This window comes from Slackia sp. CM382, from assembly GCF_000293015.1.
Lineage (GTDB): Bacteria > Actinomycetota > Coriobacteriia > Coriobacteriales > Eggerthellaceae > Slackia > Slackia exigua.
In genome coordinates, this window is the sequence record NZ_ALNO01000007.1 from 54,931 (window position 1) to 72,175 (window position 17,245).

Annotated in this window: 16 protein-coding genes; 8 read left to right on the forward strand and 8 right to left on the reverse strand. The window is 64.2% G+C overall.

The features are described from left to right. Nucleotides 1-32: 32 nt before the first annotated feature. The 7 genes from HMPREF1155_RS02995 to HMPREF1155_RS03025 all read right to left on the reverse strand — a co-directional run bounded on the left by HMPREF1155_RS02995 (nt 33) and on the right by HMPREF1155_RS03025 (nt 7,683). Complete coding sequence (locus HMPREF1155_RS02995) at nt 33-1,784, reverse strand: glucose-6-phosphate isomerase (RefSeq protein ID WP_009077363.1); 1,752 nt, start codon at nt 1,782-1,784, stop codon at nt 33-35. A gap of 118 nt (nt 1,785-1,902) precedes the next feature. Further along, complete coding sequence (gene hypE / locus HMPREF1155_RS03000) at nt 1,903-2,928, reverse strand: hydrogenase expression/formation protein HypE (RefSeq protein ID WP_009077510.1); 1,026 nt, start codon at nt 2,926-2,928, stop codon at nt 1,903-1,905. 38 nt (nt 2,929-2,966) lie between these two features. Further along, nucleotides 2,967-4,046, reverse strand: coding sequence for a hydrogenase formation protein HypD (gene hypD, locus HMPREF1155_RS03005; protein WP_009077273.1), 1,080 nt, complete (start codon nt 4,044-4,046; stop codon nt 2,967-2,969). Nucleotides 4,047-4,050: 4 nt separating this feature from the next. After that, the gene (locus tag HMPREF1155_RS03010; RefSeq protein ID WP_006362376.1) at nt 4,051-4,284 is read right to left on the reverse strand and encodes a HypC/HybG/HupF family hydrogenase formation chaperone; all 234 of its coding nucleotides are present in this window, start codon (nt 4,282-4,284) and stop codon (nt 4,051-4,053) included. Between the two features lie 3 nt (nt 4,285-4,287). Further along, complete coding sequence (hypF, locus tag HMPREF1155_RS03015; protein ID WP_009077289.1) at nt 4,288-6,750, reverse strand: carbamoyltransferase HypF; 2,463 nt, start codon at nt 6,748-6,750, stop codon at nt 4,288-4,290. Nucleotides 6,751-6,790: 40 nt separating this feature from the next. Beyond that, nucleotides 6,791-7,411, reverse strand: coding sequence for a nickel-responsive transcriptional regulator NikR (nikR, locus tag HMPREF1155_RS03020; RefSeq protein ID WP_009077186.1), 621 nt, complete (start codon nt 7,409-7,411; stop codon nt 6,791-6,793). A 17-nt stretch (nt 7,412-7,428) separates the two neighbouring features. Beyond that, complete coding sequence (locus HMPREF1155_RS03025) at nt 7,429-7,683, reverse strand: hypothetical protein (protein ID WP_006362373.1); 255 nt, start codon at nt 7,681-7,683, stop codon at nt 7,429-7,431. 78 nt (nt 7,684-7,761) lie between these two features. Here HMPREF1155_RS03025 and HMPREF1155_RS03030 point away from each other — a divergent pair, with 78 nt between their 5' ends. From HMPREF1155_RS03030 to htpG, 4 genes are all read left to right on the forward strand, one after another. Continuing rightward, nucleotides 7,762-8,211 carry a hypothetical protein gene (locus tag HMPREF1155_RS03030; RefSeq protein ID WP_009077519.1) on the forward strand — a complete coding sequence of 150 codons (450 nt, stop codon included), beginning with the start codon at nt 7,762-7,764 and terminating at the stop codon, nt 8,209-8,211. Nucleotides 8,212-8,362: 151 nt separating this feature from the next. Next, nucleotides 8,363-8,551 (forward strand): 4Fe-4S binding protein, encoded by a 189-nt coding sequence (locus tag HMPREF1155_RS03035; protein ID WP_009077179.1) that lies wholly within the window; start codon nt 8,363-8,365, stop codon nt 8,549-8,551. Between the two features lie 18 nt (nt 8,552-8,569). Further along, entirely contained in the window at nt 8,570-9,412 is an 843-nt protein-coding gene (mazG, locus tag HMPREF1155_RS03040) for a nucleoside triphosphate pyrophosphohydrolase (protein WP_009077127.1), read from the forward strand. Nucleotides 9,413-9,705: 293 nt separating this feature from the next. Further along, entirely contained in the window at nt 9,706-11,742 is a 2,037-nt protein-coding gene (htpG, locus tag HMPREF1155_RS03045) for a molecular chaperone HtpG (protein ID WP_009077283.1), read from the forward strand. Between the two features lie 74 nt (nt 11,743-11,816). Here htpG and HMPREF1155_RS03050 read toward each other — a convergent pair whose 3' ends face one another. After that, nucleotides 11,817-12,713 carry an acetamidase/formamidase family protein gene (locus HMPREF1155_RS03050; protein ID WP_009077470.1) on the reverse strand — a complete coding sequence of 299 codons (897 nt, stop codon included), beginning with the start codon at nt 12,711-12,713 and terminating at the stop codon, nt 11,817-11,819. Nucleotides 12,714-13,055: 342 nt separating this feature from the next. Between HMPREF1155_RS03050 and dnaK the strand changes: the two genes are divergently transcribed. The 4 genes from dnaK (at nt 13,056) to HMPREF1155_RS03070 (ending at nt 17,172) form a co-directional block, all read left to right on the forward strand. Next, entirely contained in the window at nt 13,056-14,966 is a 1,911-nt protein-coding gene (gene dnaK, locus HMPREF1155_RS03055) for a molecular chaperone DnaK (protein WP_009077434.1), read from the forward strand. A gap of 2 nt (nt 14,967-14,968) precedes the next feature. Further along, a complete protein-coding gene (locus HMPREF1155_RS03060) occupies nt 14,969-15,676 on the forward strand; it encodes a nucleotide exchange factor GrpE (RefSeq protein ID WP_009077320.1) in 708 nt (235 codons plus the stop codon). 73 nt (nt 15,677-15,749) lie between these two features. Then, a complete protein-coding gene (locus HMPREF1155_RS03065) occupies nt 15,750-16,736 on the forward strand; it encodes a DnaJ C-terminal domain-containing protein (RefSeq protein WP_009077158.1) in 987 nt (328 codons plus the stop codon). A gap of 13 nt (nt 16,737-16,749) precedes the next feature. After that, nucleotides 16,750-17,172 carry a heat shock protein transcriptional repressor HspR gene (locus HMPREF1155_RS03070; RefSeq protein WP_006362362.1) on the forward strand — a complete coding sequence of 141 codons (423 nt, stop codon included), beginning with the start codon at nt 16,750-16,752 and terminating at the stop codon, nt 17,170-17,172. Nucleotides 17,173-17,245 lie beyond the last annotated feature (73 nt).

Below are 17,245 nucleotides of genomic sequence, written 5' to 3' on the forward strand. Positions count from 1 at the left end.
GGAGCGCCGACGCCGTGGGCCACGGCATCGGCTCAGTCCTGCGAGGGTGCAGCCCGCTCGCGCAGAATGTCCTCGATGGCACCGCAGACGGCGTCTTTGAGGGCGCGCAGCGATGTGCCCGAATTATTCGGGAGGTGCAGCAGCAGGCATCGGCGTCGGCGCTGCGCGAGCACATCGAAATCGGCGTTGGCCTGTGCTTTCGCGAGCGTGCCGAGGGTAGGGGCCGGCAGGTTCTCGAGCGGGATGTCTCCCCATTCGTCGGAGGACACGATGAGGAGCACGCCGTTGTTCGCGCCGCCCTTCTGCAGCTGTCCGGTCGAATGCAGGTAGCGCGGGCCGATTTCCAGGCACGAGGGCACGCAGAGCTTGTCGGCCACGTGGTGGCGGATGCCCTCGAGCGCTTCGCGCCGCCCTTCTCCGTCGAAGGGCAGGAAGGCATCGATGGCGAAGTAGTCGCCGGGTCCTACGGAGGCGAAGAGCGTCCGCAGCGCGCATGCCAGGGTCTTCTCTTCCAGATCGAGCGCGTCGCTCGCGTTGATGAGCACCTTTCCCATATCGATGCGTTCGATATAGCGATCCTCGAACGACGTCGACGACGCCTCTGCCCCTTCGTCCCCATCGAGCATCGCGAGCGTCGCGGTCTTGGCTGCCGCCACGTCGGGCTGGTCGAAGGGGCAGACCTTCATCAGGTAGCCGACCATGGCGATGGCATATTCCCACATCACGAAGTGTTCTGCCAGGTCGGAGACGTTTTCGATGCGGTATGCCCGCGTCGGGATGGCTTCGTCGATGTAGGAGAGCGCCGTTGCGAAGTTCATGCGCTCGTCCCAGAGGTCGGTTTTGGTGGTGTACGAGATGACGGTTCGGTCGTGATGGTCGTGGGCGAGCACGAGGGCATCGAGCTCGATGTTGGGCAGGATGCCCACGCCGCGCTTCCCGAGGCTCTCGGCGACAAGCTGTTCGATCCAAAGGCCGAAGACGCGGCCGCGCTTAGGCGTGAGCAGGCTGAATTTGTCGCGTCCCTGCCGGTACCCGTCATAGAGGAACGCGGCAAGGGCGATAGCCGGGTTGGCGGGCCGGTTCATGCGGCAGACCCGCTCGGCTTCCTTCGCATGGCTCACGAAGGTCTCCAGATCGATGCCGACGAGCGCGGCGGGCACCAGGCCGAAGACCGACAGGGCGCTGAAACGTCCGCCCACGCTCGTCTCGCCGAGGAAGCATGCGCGCCAGGAATGCTCGTGCGCCATGCGCTCGAGCGGAGAGCCGGGGTCGGTGATGGCGACGAAATGGCTGCCCAGATTCTCTTCGGGGATATAGGTGCGGAACGCGTCGAGGACGACGTCGAGGTTGCTCAGCATCTCGATCGTGGTGCCGGATTTGCTGGATACCAGCACGAGCGTGCGTTCGATGTCGATCGCGGCCAACGTTGCGCGCACGCGCACCGGGGAGATGCTGTCGAGCACCTTGAAATCGAGCGCGTTGTAGTCGGGCTTGTTGTACTTGGTGATGGTCATCGGCGCCTGCGTCGAGCCGCCTTCGCCGATGAGGACGACGTGACGGAAACCGCCTGCAATCGCTTGATCGGCGAATTCCTGGATCTTGGCGATAGGAAACGGCGGACGGGTGCCGAGGTCGGTCCATCCCATGAAATGCCCGGCGCTCTCGCAGGCGTCCTCGTCGAAAGCGTACAGCGAGGCGTCTTTCGCGAAGAGCCGTCCTGCGACCTTGTTTCTGACGAGCGTTCGCGCCGAAGGGTAGGTCGTTTCATCCTGGCACGTGAGCATTCTTCCTCGATTCCGTCGCAGGCGCATGCGGGTCGCCTGGCCGCCCCTGCGACGAGGCATCTTGATAGCGCGCTTCGGGTCGCATGGCGTTAAGGGTAGCAGATACGGGCGGACGCCTCTAGCAAATGCGCGGAAGCTGCTCTCCGACGAGCATGTCCAGAATGCGTCGGCTGCCGAAGCCCGTTTCGAGGAGAACCTTGTGCCCGCGTTCGGGACGGCTTTCCTCGATCGTGCCGATGACGGCGGCATCTTCGCCGTAACGGCCGGCGCGCATGGCGTCGATAACGGCCTGCGCCTGGTCGGCCGGCGCGACGCATACCATCTTGCCCTCGTTGGCGACCTGGAACGGGTCGTATCCGAGCATGTCGCAGGCACCGCGGACGGCATCCTTGATGGGTACGTCGTCTTCCGATATCACGATATCCACGCCGCTCTGCTCGGCGAACTCGTTCAACGTCGATGCAAGGCCGCCGCGGGTCGGATCGCGGAAGCAGCGTACGTCGGGCGCAGCATCCAGCACGCGTGCGATCAAGTGGTTCAGGGGTGCGGCATCGCTTTTGAGCGCAGTGGAGAACGAAAGGTTCTCGCGCTGGCTCATGATCGTGATGCCGTGGTCGCCGATGGTGCCCGATACGATGACCGCATCGCCCGGCTTGCACGAGGCGCCCGAGAGGTCGCGGCCTTCGGGAATGAAGCCGATGCCCGCGGTGTTGATGTAGATGCCGTCGCCGTGCCCGCGATTGACGACTTTCGTGTCGCCCGTGACCACGTGCACGCCGGCTTCTTCGGCCGTGCGTGCGATGGTGGCGCAGATGCGTTCCAGATCGGACATCGGGAAGCCCTCTTCGAGCACCATGCCGATCGAGAGATACCTCGGCACGGCGCCGCTCGTGGCCACGTCGTTGACGGTGCCGCAGACGGCAAGGCGCCCGATGTCGCCGCCGGGGAAGAAATGCGGCGTCACGACGAAGGTGTCGGTCGAGAACGCCAGGCGCTCTCCCGGCGCCGGCGCGGGAAGCGTCGCGGCGTCGTCGCCCTGGGCGAGCTCCTCGGACCCGTACGCCTTCGCGAAGACGTCGTCGATGATGCGTTTCATCATCGAACCGCCCGACCCGTGGCCGAGCAGGACCGTTTCGTCTTTCATCTTCCGTCCTTTCCGACTGCGCGCATGCGCAGGCAGGCTCAGTAATACCGATAGTAGGCCGCGCAGGACCCTTCGGAGCTGACCATGCAGGGACCGATCGGATTCTCGGGGCTGCAGGCCTTGCGGAACAGCGGGCATTCGGCGGGGGTCATGATGCCGCGCAGCACGTCGCCGCACCGGCAGCCCTTGTGCTCGCGCGTCTCTTCGACGGTGGGGGCGAAGCGCCGCATCGCGTCGTACGCGGCGAATTCCTCGCGGATGCGATAGCCGCTCCCCTCGATCGGGCCCAATCCGCGCCACGAGACCGTGCAGGTCTCGAACACCTCGTCGATCGCGGCGAGCGCGACTTCGTTGCCGTGCGGCATGACGCCGCGCGCATAGGCGTTCTCGATGTCCGCGCGGCCTTCGGACAGCTGGCGGAAGATCATGAGCAGCGCATCGAGGATGTCGAGCGGCTCGAAGCCGGCGATGACGCCGGGGATGCGGTATTTCTCCGCGAGGAAGCGGTAGGGTTCCATGCCGATGATCGTGCTTACGTGCCCGGGCAGGATGAGCGCGTCGACCTTGAGCTCGGGATCGCCCATCAGGACATCGAGCGCGTTGGGCATGTTCTTGCACGCTGCGTAGACCGAGAAATTGGCCAGCCCCTCGGCTTTCGCGCGCTTGATGGCGATCGCGACGAGCGGCGTGGTGGTTTCGAATCCGACGCCGAGAAAGATGACCTGGCGGTCGGGATTGGCCTTCGCGATGGCGAGCGCGTCGAGGGGCGAATAGACGACGCGGATGTCGCGGCCCTGGGCCTTTTCCTTATTGAGCGACGAGGTGCTGCCGGGCACGCGCGTCATGTCGCCGAACGTGGTGATGATGGCGTCGGGCGTGCGCGCGAGCGCGATGGCGACGTCGATGTCCTCGTTCGCGGTGACGCAGACCGGGCATCCGGGGCCCGACGCCAGGCGCGTGCCTGCGGGCATGACGTTGCGGATGCCGAAACGCGCGATGGATACCGTATGGGTGCCGCAGACCTCCATGAGCGTGGCGTGTTCGGGCGCGACGGCCTCGATGGCGCCGATGAGCTTGCGCGCACGCTTCGGATCCTTGAACGTGTTCAAATCGAACATGGCGTCACTCCATGTCATCCACGAGTTCGGGAATCTGGTCGATCAGATCGAGCGTGGCCTGGGCATCCTCCTGGCTCACGACTTCGATCGCGAAGCCGGCATGCACGAGGACGTAGTCATCGAGCATGGCCTGGGGCGTCAGGTCGACGGAGATCTGGCGGGTCACGCCGAGGATGTCGACCGTCGCGATATTGCCTTCTTTGAATTCGGTGATGCGTGCGGGGATCGCTAGGCACATGTCTTACTCGCTTCCTAGGCGTGCGGATGCGACCGCCGCCTGTCCGTAGGAGAGGCCTCCATCGTTGGGAGGGAGCTCGCGATTGATCACGACGGTGAATCCTGCTTCCATCAGGGATTCGATCGTGTGTTCGATGAGATATCGGTTCATGAAGACGCCGCCGGAGAGCACGACCGTCCGTATGCCGTAGGCGGCCTGGGCGAGCAGGCACGTCTGGACGATCGCCTGGACGAAGGCGTTATGGGCCTTCGCAGCTATGACGTGTACGGGCGTGCCGGCCGCCAGATCGTCGAGGACGCCGCGGAAGAGCGGCTCGGAGTCGAGCAGCACGACGCTCGTGTCGTGCGCGGTGCTTTCCGCGGTCGCGGCATTCTTGACGATGGCTATCTCGTAGGCGTCGCGCGTCTCGCATCCGTCGATGGCGGCTTCGAAGAGCACGGCGGCCTCGCCTTCGTACCGCGCGTGCGCGCAGATGCCGACGAGTGCCGAAAGCGCGTCGAAGATGCGCCCGACGCTCGAGGTCGAAGGCGCGTTCAAGCCGCGCTCCATCATGGACGCGCAGACGTTCGCCGCATCTCCGAGCCTGTCTTCCAAGGGGCGGGCCCCAGGATGGTCGATCAGGTCGAAGGCCCACAGGGCGCCGAACGCCATGCGTTCAGGATGCTTCACCGCGGCCGCGCCGCCGGGCATCGGGACGTACGTGAGGTTCGCGAAGCGCTCGAAGTCGACGCGGTTCGCGATCAGGATTTCGCCGCCCCAGATGGCGCCGTCGAATCCGTATCCGGTCCCGTCGAACGCGACGCCGATGACCGCGTCGTCGATGTCGTGCTCCGCCATGGCGGACACGATGTGCGCATGGTGGTGCTGCACGTCCATGACGCGTATGCCGTGCGTGCGGCGCATCTCGTCCGCCCATTTGCTCGTCAGGTATTCGGGATGCATGTCGCGTGCGATGACGGTCGGCTTCGCGTCGAAGAGGCGCTCGAGGCGGTTCTTGGCCTCGAGCCAGGCATCGAAGGTCTCGGCGTTTTCCATGTCGCCGATATGCTGGCTTGCGAATGCGTCGTCGCCGCGCAGGAGGCAGAGGACGTTCTTCTGCTCGGGCCCGACGGCGAAGATGGTCGGCGTATCGGCATGTTCCTGCCCTTGCCCTGTGCCGTTCGCGGGCCGCGCGAGCTTGATGGGCATCGGCGCGAAGCCGCGGGCGCGTCGTATGAGCTGCACGGCGGCATCGCCTCCCACGCGGATGACGCGTGCGACCGAGTCGTCGAAGCGGGTCTCGATGGCGCGGTCGTTGCCGACGAAGGCGTCCGCGATGCCGGCAAGGGCCTTCCATGCGGCCTCGTCGTCGGTCTGGATGGGTTCGTCATGCACATTTCCCGAAGTCATTACCAGCATCGACCCGAATTCTGCAAGCATGAGGTGCTGCAGGGGCGTATAGGGGAGCATGACGCCGAGCTCGGAGAGATCGTCGGCGAGCCCTGCGGCGAAGACGGCGCCGGGCTTCTTCTTGAGCAGCACGATAGGATGCGCCGGGCTTACGAGCAGGCGTTCTTCTTCAGGGGACACGGCGCAGCATGCGCGGACGGCGTCCAACGAAGGCGCCATGACGGCGAAGGCCTTGCCCTCGCGGCGCTTGCGCGTCCGGAGCTCGGCAAGGGTTTCAGGATTTGCGGCATCGCAGACCAGGTGGAATCCGCCGAGCCCCTTGACGGCGAGGATACGCCCGTCGTGCAGCCAGGAGCAGGCTCGTTCGATGATGGCATCGCCTGCCGCCAGGTCGCTTCCCCATTCGAGTTCGGGATGCCGGTCGCGCAGCGTCCTGGTTCGTGCATCCGTATCCGCGTTTTCATGCACGTCTGCATCCGCGGGCGTCGCAGCGTCGGCCGCTTCCTTCCAATATATATGGGGACCGCAGTCGAAGCAGGCGTCGGGTTGGGCGTGAAAGCGCCGGTCGGCGGGATCGGCGTATTCGTGCGCGCAGGTCGGGCACATGGGGAACGCCGCCATGGATGTGGACGGGCGGTCATAGGGCAGCGCATCGATGATCGTGTAGCGAGGCCCGCAGTTCGTGCAGTTGATGAACGGGTAGCGATAGCGCCGGTCGGCAGGGTCGAAGAGCTCGCGGATGCAGTCGTCGCAGGTGGCAAGGTCGGGCGAGATGAGCGTCGTCGCATCGGAGGACGTTTCGTCCGAATGGCGGATCTCGAAGGAATCGAAGCCCTCGAGCGGGACTTCGTCGAGCAGGATCTCTTCGACGCGCGATGCGGCGGGAGCGTGCTCCGAAAGCTCCAGGACGAAATCGTCCAGATCGGACGCTTCTCCTTCGGCGTGGATGCGCACGCCGTCGATGCCGTTCAAGACCCATCCGTCGATAAGGTTATGCTTCGCGGCTCGATAGACGAACGGACGGAATCCGACGCCTTGGACGATGCCGTGGACGCGTATGTCAAGCGCCTCTCTCATAATCCCCCTTTGAAGGCCCGGTCGCGGCCCTCTCCATGCGCTACTTGCGCGCGGATCCGTGCATGCGGACGCGCGGGTGCGGGCGTTGCGGGTTTCCCGCGAGTCCCTGGTCGGACGCGATTGCTCCGTAGCCTGCGGCATTGAAGTTCCCGCGCTCGAACCCGCGCGCGGGGAAGGCGTCTTCGTCGTGGTCGGCTGCATCGTCGTGCGCATGGACGTGATCGCGCCCATGCGCCGCGCCGCTGTCGAGGCCGATGAGGTTCCGGCCCGTGGCGGTGATGGCCAGGTTGCCGTGCAGGACGCCCTTCGTGCCGAGGATCAGGTTGGATATGGCCTGGATCACATCGGTTTCGCCGCGCAGGATCACGACCTCCATGCAGAGCTCATGGTCGATATGCACATGCACGCTCGTGATGATCTGGTCGAGGTAGTCGTGCTGGATGGAATCGAGCTTCTCGCGCACGTCGCTCGCGTGATGGTTGAAGACGATCGTCAGCGTGCCCATGACCTCTTCGCCGGGCTCGCCGCTTGCCTGGCCGGCAAGCGCTTCGCGCACGAGGTCGCGCACCACTTCGCTGCGGTTCTTCGCGAGCCCGCGCGTGGCGACGAGCTTATCGAATTCGACCAGAAGGTCCTCGGGCATCGCGACCGAGAACCTCATCAAGTCGCGCCCCATGCCTACACCAGTTCGACGGTCACGCCGGTTGCGGTGCTCGCGTCGTCTTCGAGGGCATCCTTCGCTTCGTCGAGGAGCGCGCGCACGTCGTCGATCATGGACATGGCTTCATGCAGCTTTTCGGATACGGTCGCGAAGCCGGCGTCGCCGGCGGTGTGGCCGAGGTTATGGGTCCAGCGGCGCTCAAGCTTCAGATGGTCGTCGATCTGCTCGATCATCTGCTCGAACTGGCCGGTGTTGACTCCGTTGGTGCACATGGCTGCCTCCTTTGGTTGTCGTATGGTGCTATTGTGCTCCTTGAACCAGCAGATGAACGTGATAAAAGGAAAAACGGAGTGAAAAAACCTCTCAAAAGTAATACGTTTTCCCGCGCACGCGATCGCGACCTGGCGCCCTACGCGGCGGCCATCGAGGGCGATCCGGATGCCTACCTGTGCGCGCTTTCATGGAAAACGCCTTCCGATGCCGCGAAGTCCGCGATTAGCGCGTCTGCTCCGCGGATCGGATACGACGCCGTATCGTTCGTTTCCGTAGGCGGTTTTTCCGCGGCGGAGGCGTTCAGGCTCGTGGAAGCGCTCGATCCGGTGGCGCTCGTCGTGCTCGACGAGCAGGCGGCGCGCCTTTTGGAAGAGGCCTATCGCAGCCAGGTCAGGCTCGATGCGGAGGGATCGCTGCTCGGTCGGCCCGTCGCGGCCTTCTCCTCGTTTTCCGACGACCTGGCCTCGGATCGGCTGAAGCAGCGCGACTGGGCGCTGCTCAAGCGACTCAGGTCGAGGCTCGGTTGACGGCCTTCTGACGCACGCATGCCGTTCGGAGTCAATTTCGCAACAGAGGTTGCAAATGCCGTGCCCCATGGTATCTTGCACTTGCCGTTTCGCCCCTTGCGTATCTGGGTGCGCGGCCTGCATGTTTTACCAAGGGGGTAAGGAGCTCATCATGTCTCATCCTGTATTTGAAATCGATGAATGCATCGGCTGCGGCATCTGCGTGGACGAATGCCCGCAGGACGTCCTCGCCATCGAAGGCGGCGTCGTCACGATCGAGAACGAAGAGGCGTGCATCGCGTGCGGCGACTGCGTCGAGGAATGCCCGATGGGCGTCATCACGGAGATCGTCGAGGACTGACGTTCGCCGAGGACTCCCATGACCGAATCCCATCCGCACGCTTCGACCCATCCCGCGTTCGACACGCTCGTTGAAACCATCGCCGCGCTCCGCGATCCTGAAACGGGGTGCCCTTGGGACAGCACGCAGACGCATGAGAGCATCGCGGCGAACATGATCGAGGAAGCGTACGAGGCCGTCGACGCGATCGAAGCGGGCGACGTCGACCACATGCGCGAAGAGCTCGGCGACGTGCTGATGCAGATTCTCCTGCAGAGCCGCATGGCCGAGGAAGAAGGCTCCTTTTCCATCGATGACGTATGCAAAGACCTTGACGACAAGCTCGTTCGCCGCCATCCGCACGTATTCGGCGGCGCGCATGCCGGGACGGCGGCCGATGTCGAGGCAATCTGGGCGCAGGTGAAGCTTTCCGAACGTGCGGCCGCGCGGGCGTCCGACGGGCTGCTGGACGCGGTGCCCAAGAACCTTCCGGCGCTGCTGCAGGCGCAGAAGATTTCGCGCAAGGCGGCGGCCGTCGGGTTTGAATGGTCCAATGAGCAGGGTGTATGGGACAAAGTCGCCGAAGAGGTCGCGGAATTCAAGGCGGCGGCGACTCCCGAGGAGGCCGCGCTCGAATTCGGCGACGTCCTGTTCGCGCTCGTGAACGTCGCGCGGTGGCGCGGCATCGATGCCGAGAGCGCGCTGCGCGCGTCGAACGCGAAATTCCGTGCGCGATGGGCCCATATGGAAGCGGAAGCCGGTGGCTCCGACGCGCTGGAAGGGCGCGATGCCGCCGAGCTCGAAGAGCTGTGGCGATCGGCGAAGGCCGATGAATCGAAGGCCGGGAAGCCACGGACCGACGCGCAGGGGCCGGACGCGTAGAGAGATCCGGCGTCGCGCCCCTTGATTCGGAATGCAAGAATTGGGGGGGGTTGGAGGAATCGCCGGAAAGCTCCTTCGGGTTCAAACCAGGCATCTCCAGAATCGAAGCTGCACGTCGCCTTCCGCCATGTCCTGCGGCATCCCTCCGCCGACTGGTGCGCGTTCCTTTCGATGCGGCAAGGTTGCGATTCGGCGACGTTTCTTGACGTGGTGAATCGCGGGGCTACAATCTGCTTTGGCACTCAAGAGGTAAGAGTGCCAAACGGTATGTCACGCGAAAGGTCGTTTTCTCCATGCGCAAATTCAAGACAGAGAGCAAGAAGCTCCTCGATCTGATGATCAACTCGATCTATACGAACCGCGAGATCTTCTTGCGCGAGCTCATCTCCAACGCCTCCGATGCGGTCGATAAGCTCTACTTCAAGAGCCTGACCGATTCCGATATTCAGTTGGCGGCCGATGAACTGGGAATTCTCGTGTCCTTCGACAAGGATGCCCGCACGATCACCGTTTCCGACTCGGGCATCGGCATGACGTCCGAAGAGCTCGATCGCAACCTGGGCACCATCGCTCATTCCGGGAGCCTTGAATTCAAGACCGAGAATCCCAAGTCGAAGGGCACAGGCGACGCCGCTGACGACGAAACCGTCGCCGACGGAGCCTCCGCGCCCGAGGCGTCTGAAGGCGCGACGGCGGAAGCTTCCGCGCCGGCCGACGCGATCGATATCATCGGGCAGTTCGGCGTCGGGTTCTACTCGGCCTTCATGGTGGCCGACCACGTGCGCGTCGTGTCGAAGGCGTACGGATCCGACGAGGCCTTCGCCTGGGAATCCAACGGCATCGAGGGCTATACGGTATCCCCTGCCGAGCGCGCAGGCCACGGCACCGACGTCATCCTGACGCTCAAGCCCTCCACCGACGAGGCCGATTACGATTCCTTCCTGAGCCAGTACGCGCTCAAGGACCTCATCAAGAAATACAGCAACTACGTGCGCTATCCCATCCGCATGGAGGTCTCGAAGTCGCGCCCGCTGCCGAAGCCCGAAGATGCCGGCGACGACTACAAGACGGAATACGAGCAGTACACGGAGCTCGAGACCATGAATTCCATGGTGCCGATCTGGAAGCGCAAGCGCTCCGACGTGACCGACGAGGAATACGCCGAATTCTACAAGGCGGATTTCCACGACTTCGCCGATCCGTTGCGTACGGTTTCCCTGCATGCGGAAGGCGCGCTGACCTACGATGCGCTGCTGTTCGTTCCGAGCCGTCCGCCCTACGACCTCTATGCGCGCGATTTCAAGAAAGGCCTTGCGCTCTATAGTTCGAATGTCCTGATCATGGACAAGTGCGAAGAGCTTCTGCCCGATTATTTCGGCTTCGTGCGCGGCGTCGTGGCAAGCGACGACCTGACGCTCAACATCTCGCGCGAAACGCTGCAGCACGATCGCCAGCTCCATGCCATCGCCAAGCGCGTGGAGAAGAAGATCAAATCCGAGCTCGCCGGCATGCGCGATACGGATCGCGAAACCTACGAGGCGTTCTTCGCCGATTTCGGTCGCAGCATCAAGCTGGGAATCTACACCTCGTACGGCATGGCGAAGGGCCAGCTCGCCGATCTGCTCCTGTTCTATTCGGCCCGTCAGCGGAAAATGGTCACGCTGGATGAATACGTCGAGGGCATGCGTGCCGACCAGGGATCGATCTACTACGCCGCCGGCGACTCGATCGATCGCGTGGTCAAGACCCCGGTCGTGAAGTCGGTGCTTGCGAAAGGGTTCGATGTTCTGGTCTGCACCGACGAGGTCGACGAGTTCTGCATCCAAGCCATGCAGGACTATGCCGAGAAGCCGTTCGCGAACGTGGCGGGCGGGGATCTCGATCTGGCGAGCGACGAGCAGAAGGAAGCGGCCGAGCAGTCCGCGAAGGACAACGCCGGCCTCCTGTCCGCGATGAAAGATGCGCTCGGCGACGCCGTGTCGAAGGTGGTCGTTTCGTCGCGCCTGACCGATGCGCCCGCCTGCGTGACCGCCGAGGGCCCGATATCGCTCGAGATGGAGAAGGTGTTCGCGCAGAACCGGATGCCGGGCGAAGAGCCGATGAAGGCTTCGCGCGTGCTGGAGCTCAACGCCGATCACGCGGTGTTCGCGACGCTTGCGGCCGCCCAGGCAGCGGGCGATGCGGAAAAGGTGCGTCTGTATGCGAACGTGCTCTACGGCCAGGCGCTGCTGGTCGAGGGGCTGCCGATCGAAGATCCGGCGGCCTATGCGGAGGATGTCTGCGCATTGATGGTCGCCGACGCGGAACCGCCTGCGAAGGAAGCCGAATAACGCGATGCAGAACGGCCCGCCTCCCTTGCCGGGAGGCAGGCCGTTTCGATTCCGGCGGACGGGCGCCAGGGCTTCTAGAACGAGAACCCGATCTGGTCGAGCACGCTCTTGGGCACCATGAAGCGGATGGTCTTCTCGGGATCGACGAACTGGCAGACCTGCACGTCGGCGACGAGCGAGAACAGCATGACCAGGTCTGCTTCCGACATGTCGGTACGCTCGGCGACGATCTCCACCATGTCGTGCACGGCGATTTCTGCGGCTTCGTCCATCGTGGCGGCCGAGGCGATGGTGCCGAAGTGCGTCGCGTTTTCGATCACCGGATTCTTCAGGGAAAGCTCGGGAAGGGCGGTCAGCGTGACGGTGGCGAAGCCGGCCACTTCCGCGCCCGATACGCTCACCTCGCCGTCGCCCATGGCCGCGTGCATGTCTCCGCATCCGAACAGCGCGCCTTCGCAGGCGACGGGGAAATAGAGCGTCGCGCCCGTCGTGATGGCGGTGTTGTCCATGTTGCCGCCGTGGCTGCCGGGCGTGCCGCAGTTGACGGGAGCGCCCGCGGGTGCCACGCCGATGACGCCGATCATCGGATTGAGCGGGAAGGAGACCGCATCGTTCCAGACGAGCGAATCGCCGTCCACCTTGCAGAAATGCGTGCTCCAGGCATCGAACAGGTCGCCGCAGGCGCCCTCGCCCTTTCCCGTGCAGGAAGCGGTCTGCGCATCGAGCTCGATGTTCTCTATCGAGACCTTCAACGCGCCGCCCGCCTTGGCGCCCTTCACGAAGACGGGTCCGGTCGCGGGATTGATGGCATCCCAATCGATGGAGTCGAGCGTGTCGGCTTCGCTTCGAACCTGGTTGCCGAAGCAGTCCTTCGTGCGGATGCGGACGGTTTCGCCCGATTCGACGGTCAGGGCCGGGGCGAGTTCGGAAGAGAACGCGTAGAGGACCTTCTTATCATCGAGTTCGATCATGGCAGCTCCTTTCGAGCAAGGGGAAGAGGCGCGCCTCATGTGCGTTTCAGAGTATCATGCCCGGCCCAGGTGCGCATTCCCGATAATCCCTCCTTCCGCATCCATGCTGCGTACGCTCAGGAAATCATCTTTTCTGACAGTTAAGTAACATGTCAGATTACTTGTGAGAAAACTTGACAGTAACACACTTAGATAATATATTTGCATCGCGCCAAAGGGTTGGCCGGCGGGATCCGTTCAGGCCGGCAGCCATGGCGTTTTATTTAGGTCAGAAACAGTCGGCGGACCGGAACCCCGCCAGCGTCCCGAATGCGGGATGCGGATATGAGAGGACTGATACATATGGGAAAGATCCTGGGCATCGACCTTGGCACCACGAACTCCGCCATGGCCGTCATGGAAGGCAATGAGCCGACCATTCTCGTGAACGCCGAGGGCGACCGCACCACGCCGTCTGTCGAAGGCTTCCGCAAGGACGGCGAACGCGTCGTCGGCAAGGCCGCCAAGAACCAGGCGGTCACCAACCCCGAGAACACCGTCTCCTCGGTCAAGCGCTTCATCGGCCGCAGCTTCTCCGAAACCTCCGAGGAGCAGAAGACCGTCGCGTACAAGGTGGTGCGCGGCAAGGACGGCCGTGCGGTCATCGACATCGACGGCAAGACCTACACGCCCGAGGAAGTTTCCGCGATGGTGCTCCAGAAGCTGAAGGCCGACGCGGAGAAGCAGGTCGGCGGCACCATCACCGAAGCCGTCATCACCGTCCCCGCGTACTTCAACGACGCGCAGCGCCAGGCCACGAAGGACGCCGGCAAGATCGCCGGCCTCGATGTCAAGCGCATCATCAACGAGCCCACGGCCGCGGCTCTGGCCTACGGCCTCGACAAGGTGGATAAGGATCAGAAGATCCTGGTCTTCGACCTGGGCGGCGGCACGTTCGATGTGTCCGTGCTCGAGCTGGGCGACGGCGTCTTCGAGGTTCTCTCCACCGCGGGCGACAACCACCTGGGCGGCGACGACTGGGACCAGTGCGTCATCGACTGGCTGGCAACCAAGTTCAAGGCCGACCAGGGCGTCGATCTGCGTGCCGACAAGATGGCCCTCCAGCGTCTGAAGGAAGCGGCCGAGAAGGCCAAGATGGAGCTTTCCAACACCACCCAGGCCAATATCAACCTGCCGTTCATCACCGCCGTCGACGGCCAGCCGGTCCATCTGGACTACACGCTGACCCGCGCCGAATTCGAGCGCATCACGCGCAACCTGCTCGAGCGCTGCAAGGCGCCCGTCTCCCGCGCGCTGACCGACGCGGGCCTCGGTGCCGGTGAAGTCGACGAGGTCATCCTCGTCGGCGGTTCGACTCGTATGCCTGCCGTCCAGGAGCTGGTCAAGAACATGACCGGCAAGCAGCCGAACATGTCCGTCAACCCCGACGAGGTCGTCGCCATCGGCGCGGCCGTCCAGGGCGGCGTCCTGTCCGGCGATGTCGAAGGCATCCTGCTGCTCGACGTCACGCCGCTGTCCCTCGGCGTCGAGACGCTCGGCGGCGTCATGACCAAGATGATCGACCGCAACACCACGATTCCGACCCGCAAGACCGAGGTCTATTCCACGGCCGCCGACAACCAGACGTCCGTCGAGATCCACGTCCTGCAGGGCGAGCGCCAGATGGCCAACGACAACAAGACGCTCGGCCGCTTCCAGCTCACCGGCATCCCCGCGGCCCGTCGCGGCGTGCCGCAGATCGAAGTCACGTTCGACATCGACGCCAACGGCATCGTGAACGTCTCCGCCAAGGACCTGGGCACCGGCAAGCAGCAGCAGATCACGATCAGCGGCTCCACCGCGCTGTCCGACGACGAAGTCGACCGCATGGTCAAGGACGCCGAGGCCCATGCCGACGAAGACGCCAAGCGCAAGGAAGAGATCGAAGTCCGCAATAATACGGACTCCCTGGTCAACGCCACGCAGCAGACGCTCGACGAGCTGGGCGACAAGGTTTCCGCCGACAAGAAGTCGGAGGCGGAGTCTGCCATCGAAGACGCCAAGAGCGCGCTTTCCGGCTCCGACATCGAGGCCATCAAGGCCGCAAGCGAACGTTTGCAGCAGGTCGGATACTCGCTGGCCGAGGTCGTCTACTCCGCGCAGCAGGCCGAGGCCGGCGCTCCGGGCGCCGCGGGCGCGGCTCCTGCTCAGGATGACGGTCCGATCGAAGCCGATTACGAAGTCGTGGACGATAAGACCGACGAGGGGAAATAGCCATGACCGAAGACGGCAAGAGCTCCGATCCGCGCAAGATTCCCATCGACGGCACCGATGAACCCGTAGACGAGGCGGCCGAACAGGCCGCCCCTTCCGGGGACGAGGCCTCTCCCGCCGCCGAGCCGTCCTTCGCCGACGAGGTCGAAGCCTGGGTTCAGGACGGCGCCGAGGTCGAAGGCGACGAACCTGCCGAGGCGTCGGCTTCCGTGACGAGCGATCAGGAGGTTGCGCAGGCGCGCGCGGAGGCCTCGGCCATGCGCGACAAGTACCTGAGGCTTCAGGCCGACTGGGACAACTTCCGCAAGCGCACCGCCGAAGAGAACGACCAGATTCGCAAGCGCGCGACCGAGCGCCTGATGGAAGACGTGCTCCCCGTTCTCGACGATTTCGAGCGCGCCGTCTCCCATGCCGAGCAGAACGGCGAGACCGGCCTGCTCGACGGCGTGAAGGCCATCGGCGCCAAGCTTGCCGGCGTTCTGGAGAAGCACGGCCTCAAGGCAGTCGATCCTGTCGGAGAACCGTTCGACGCGCTCGCCCATCAGGCGGTCGCCACCGTGCCCGATCCGTCGGTTCCCGACGAGACCGTGGCGCAGGTGTACCAGAAGGGCTATCGCATGGGATCGAAGGTCATTCGTTCGGCGATGGTCGCCATTTCGAGCGGCGGACCGAAGAGAGAGCCCGAGCCGGACGCATCGGAGCACAAGTAGACGAAGGGGAAGCGGGCTGTTCGGGCCCGCTTTTCAATACATGTCCGAACACTGAGAAGGAGGTGGCGTTGTCATGGCTCAGACGCCTGATTACTACAAGACGCTCGGCGTTGCGCGCAGCGCCACGCAAGACGAGATCAAAAAGGCGTTTCGCAAGCTCGCACGCACGCATCATCCGGATGCGGGCGGCGATGAGACGCGGTTCAAGCAGATCAACGAAGCTTACGAGGTCCTGAGCGACGAGAAGAAGCGCAAGGTCTACGACCGCTACGGCACGGCCGATGCGCAGCGCATCCCCCACGGCGCAGGCGGGCAGAATCCGTTCGCCGGCATGGGCGGATGGGAAGACATTCTTGAAAGCATGCGCCGTGGCGAAGGGGCGTTCGGAACCGACTGGAACCTGGACGATATCTTCGGCGGGTTCGGCGGACGCGGGCGCTCGCCGTACGGCGGCGCGGGCTTCGGTGGCTTCGGGCAACCGGGAGCCGCGCGCCCGATGCGCGGACGCGACATGAACCTCACGCTCAACGTGACGTTCGACGAGGCCTTTTCCGGCTGCATGAAGAAGGTGAGCGTGAAGGCTCCCGACGGTTCGTCCGAGACGCTCGACGTGCGCGTTCCTGCAGGAGCCGTGGACGGCGGCCGCATCCGCCTGCACGGCAAGGGCGCAGCGGGAAAAGCTGGCGGTGCCGCAGGGGATCTGCTGATCACCACGAAGATAGGCTCGCATCCGCTGTACGCGCGCGATGGCGCCGACGTGACGATGGACGTTCCTGTCACGGTCTCGGAAGCCGCGCTGGGCGCTTCGGTGGTCGTGCCTGCGCCCGACGGCACGAAGGTCCGCATCAAGGTTCCCGCCGGAACGCAGGATGGAGCCCAGCTCAAGTTGAGCGGCAAGGGCGCCCCGAACGTCAAGGGCGGTGCCCGCGGGTCTCTGCGCTGCACGATTCGCGTGACGGTTCCCCGCACGCTTTCCGCGGCCGAGCGCACGGCCTTCGAAGCATTGAAAGAAGCCGAGCAGGTATCGGGCGTTCAGGTCCGTGCCGCGTTCGGTGCCTAGACGGGAGACGGATATGGAAGATAGGAACAGGCCGCTGTACATGATCGGCGTGGCCGCCCAGCTTGCCGGGGTCCATCCCCAGACGCTGCGTATCTACGAACAGAAAGGGCTGGTCACGCCCCAGCGTACGAGCGGGAACACCCGTATGTACTCGCAGGCCGACATCGATCGGCTCGAGCTTATCAACGAGCTGACGAGCGAGGGCATCAACCTCGCGGGCGTCATCCGCATCCTCGATCTGAAGGGGCGCCTCGACGAGCGCGACGACGAGATCGACGATCTGCATAAGAAGGTCCGTCGTCTCGCCGACCGCGTGCACGAACTCGAGACGCGCGCCGACGTGACCGCGCTCATGCTGCCGCAGGCGCAGCTTCCCCAGACTGCATCTCCCGTGCGGCGGCTCGGAAGCGGTCGCATGGGCGGGTTGGATTATTGAACCCCATGGCCGCGCTTATGCGAAACGCCCAGGTTGCGCGGCGGGGCGATGACGATGCGGCCTGGTTGCGGAC

Coding starts and splice junctions, on each gene's coding strand:
- HMPREF1155_RS02995 (WP_009077363.1), bottom strand. CDS start 1,784: ATGCTCACGTGCCAGGATGAAACGACCTACCCTTCGGCGCGAACGCTC.
- hypE (WP_009077510.1), bottom strand. CDS start 2,928: ATGAAAGACGAAACGGTCCTGCTCGGCCACGGGTCGGGCGGTTCGATG.
- hypD (WP_009077273.1), bottom strand. CDS start 4,046: ATGTTCGATTTGAACACGTTCAAGGATCCGAAGCGTGCGCGCAAGCTC.
- HMPREF1155_RS03010 (WP_006362376.1), bottom strand. CDS start 4,284: ATGTGCCTAGCGATCCCCGCACGCATCACCGAATTCAAAGAAGGCAAT.
- hypF (WP_009077289.1), bottom strand. CDS start 6,750: ATGAGAGAGGCGCTTGACATACGCGTCCACGGCATCGTCCAAGGCGTC.
- nikR (WP_009077186.1), bottom strand. CDS start 7,411: ATGAGGTTCTCGGTCGCGATGCCCGAGGACCTTCTGGTCGAATTCGAT.
- HMPREF1155_RS03025 (WP_006362373.1), bottom strand. CDS start 7,683: ATGTGCACCAACGGAGTCAACACCGGCCAGTTCGAGCAGATGATCGAG.
- HMPREF1155_RS03035 (WP_009077179.1), top strand. CDS start 8,363: ATGTCTCATCCTGTATTTGAAATCGATGAATGCATCGGCTGCGGCATC.
- mazG (WP_009077127.1), top strand. CDS start 8,570: ATGACCGAATCCCATCCGCACGCTTCGACCCATCCCGCGTTCGACACG.
- htpG (WP_009077283.1), top strand. CDS start 9,706: ATGCGCAAATTCAAGACAGAGAGCAAGAAGCTCCTCGATCTGATGATC.
- HMPREF1155_RS03050 (WP_009077470.1), bottom strand. CDS start 12,713: ATGATCGAACTCGATGATAAGAAGGTCCTCTACGCGTTCTCTTCCGAA.
- dnaK (WP_009077434.1), top strand. CDS start 13,056: ATGGGAAAGATCCTGGGCATCGACCTTGGCACCACGAACTCCGCCATG.
- HMPREF1155_RS03060 (WP_009077320.1), top strand. CDS start 14,969: ATGACCGAAGACGGCAAGAGCTCCGATCCGCGCAAGATTCCCATCGAC.
- HMPREF1155_RS03065 (WP_009077158.1), top strand. CDS start 15,750: ATGGCTCAGACGCCTGATTACTACAAGACGCTCGGCGTTGCGCGCAGC.
- HMPREF1155_RS03070 (WP_006362362.1), top strand. CDS start 16,750: ATGGAAGATAGGAACAGGCCGCTGTACATGATCGGCGTGGCCGCCCAG.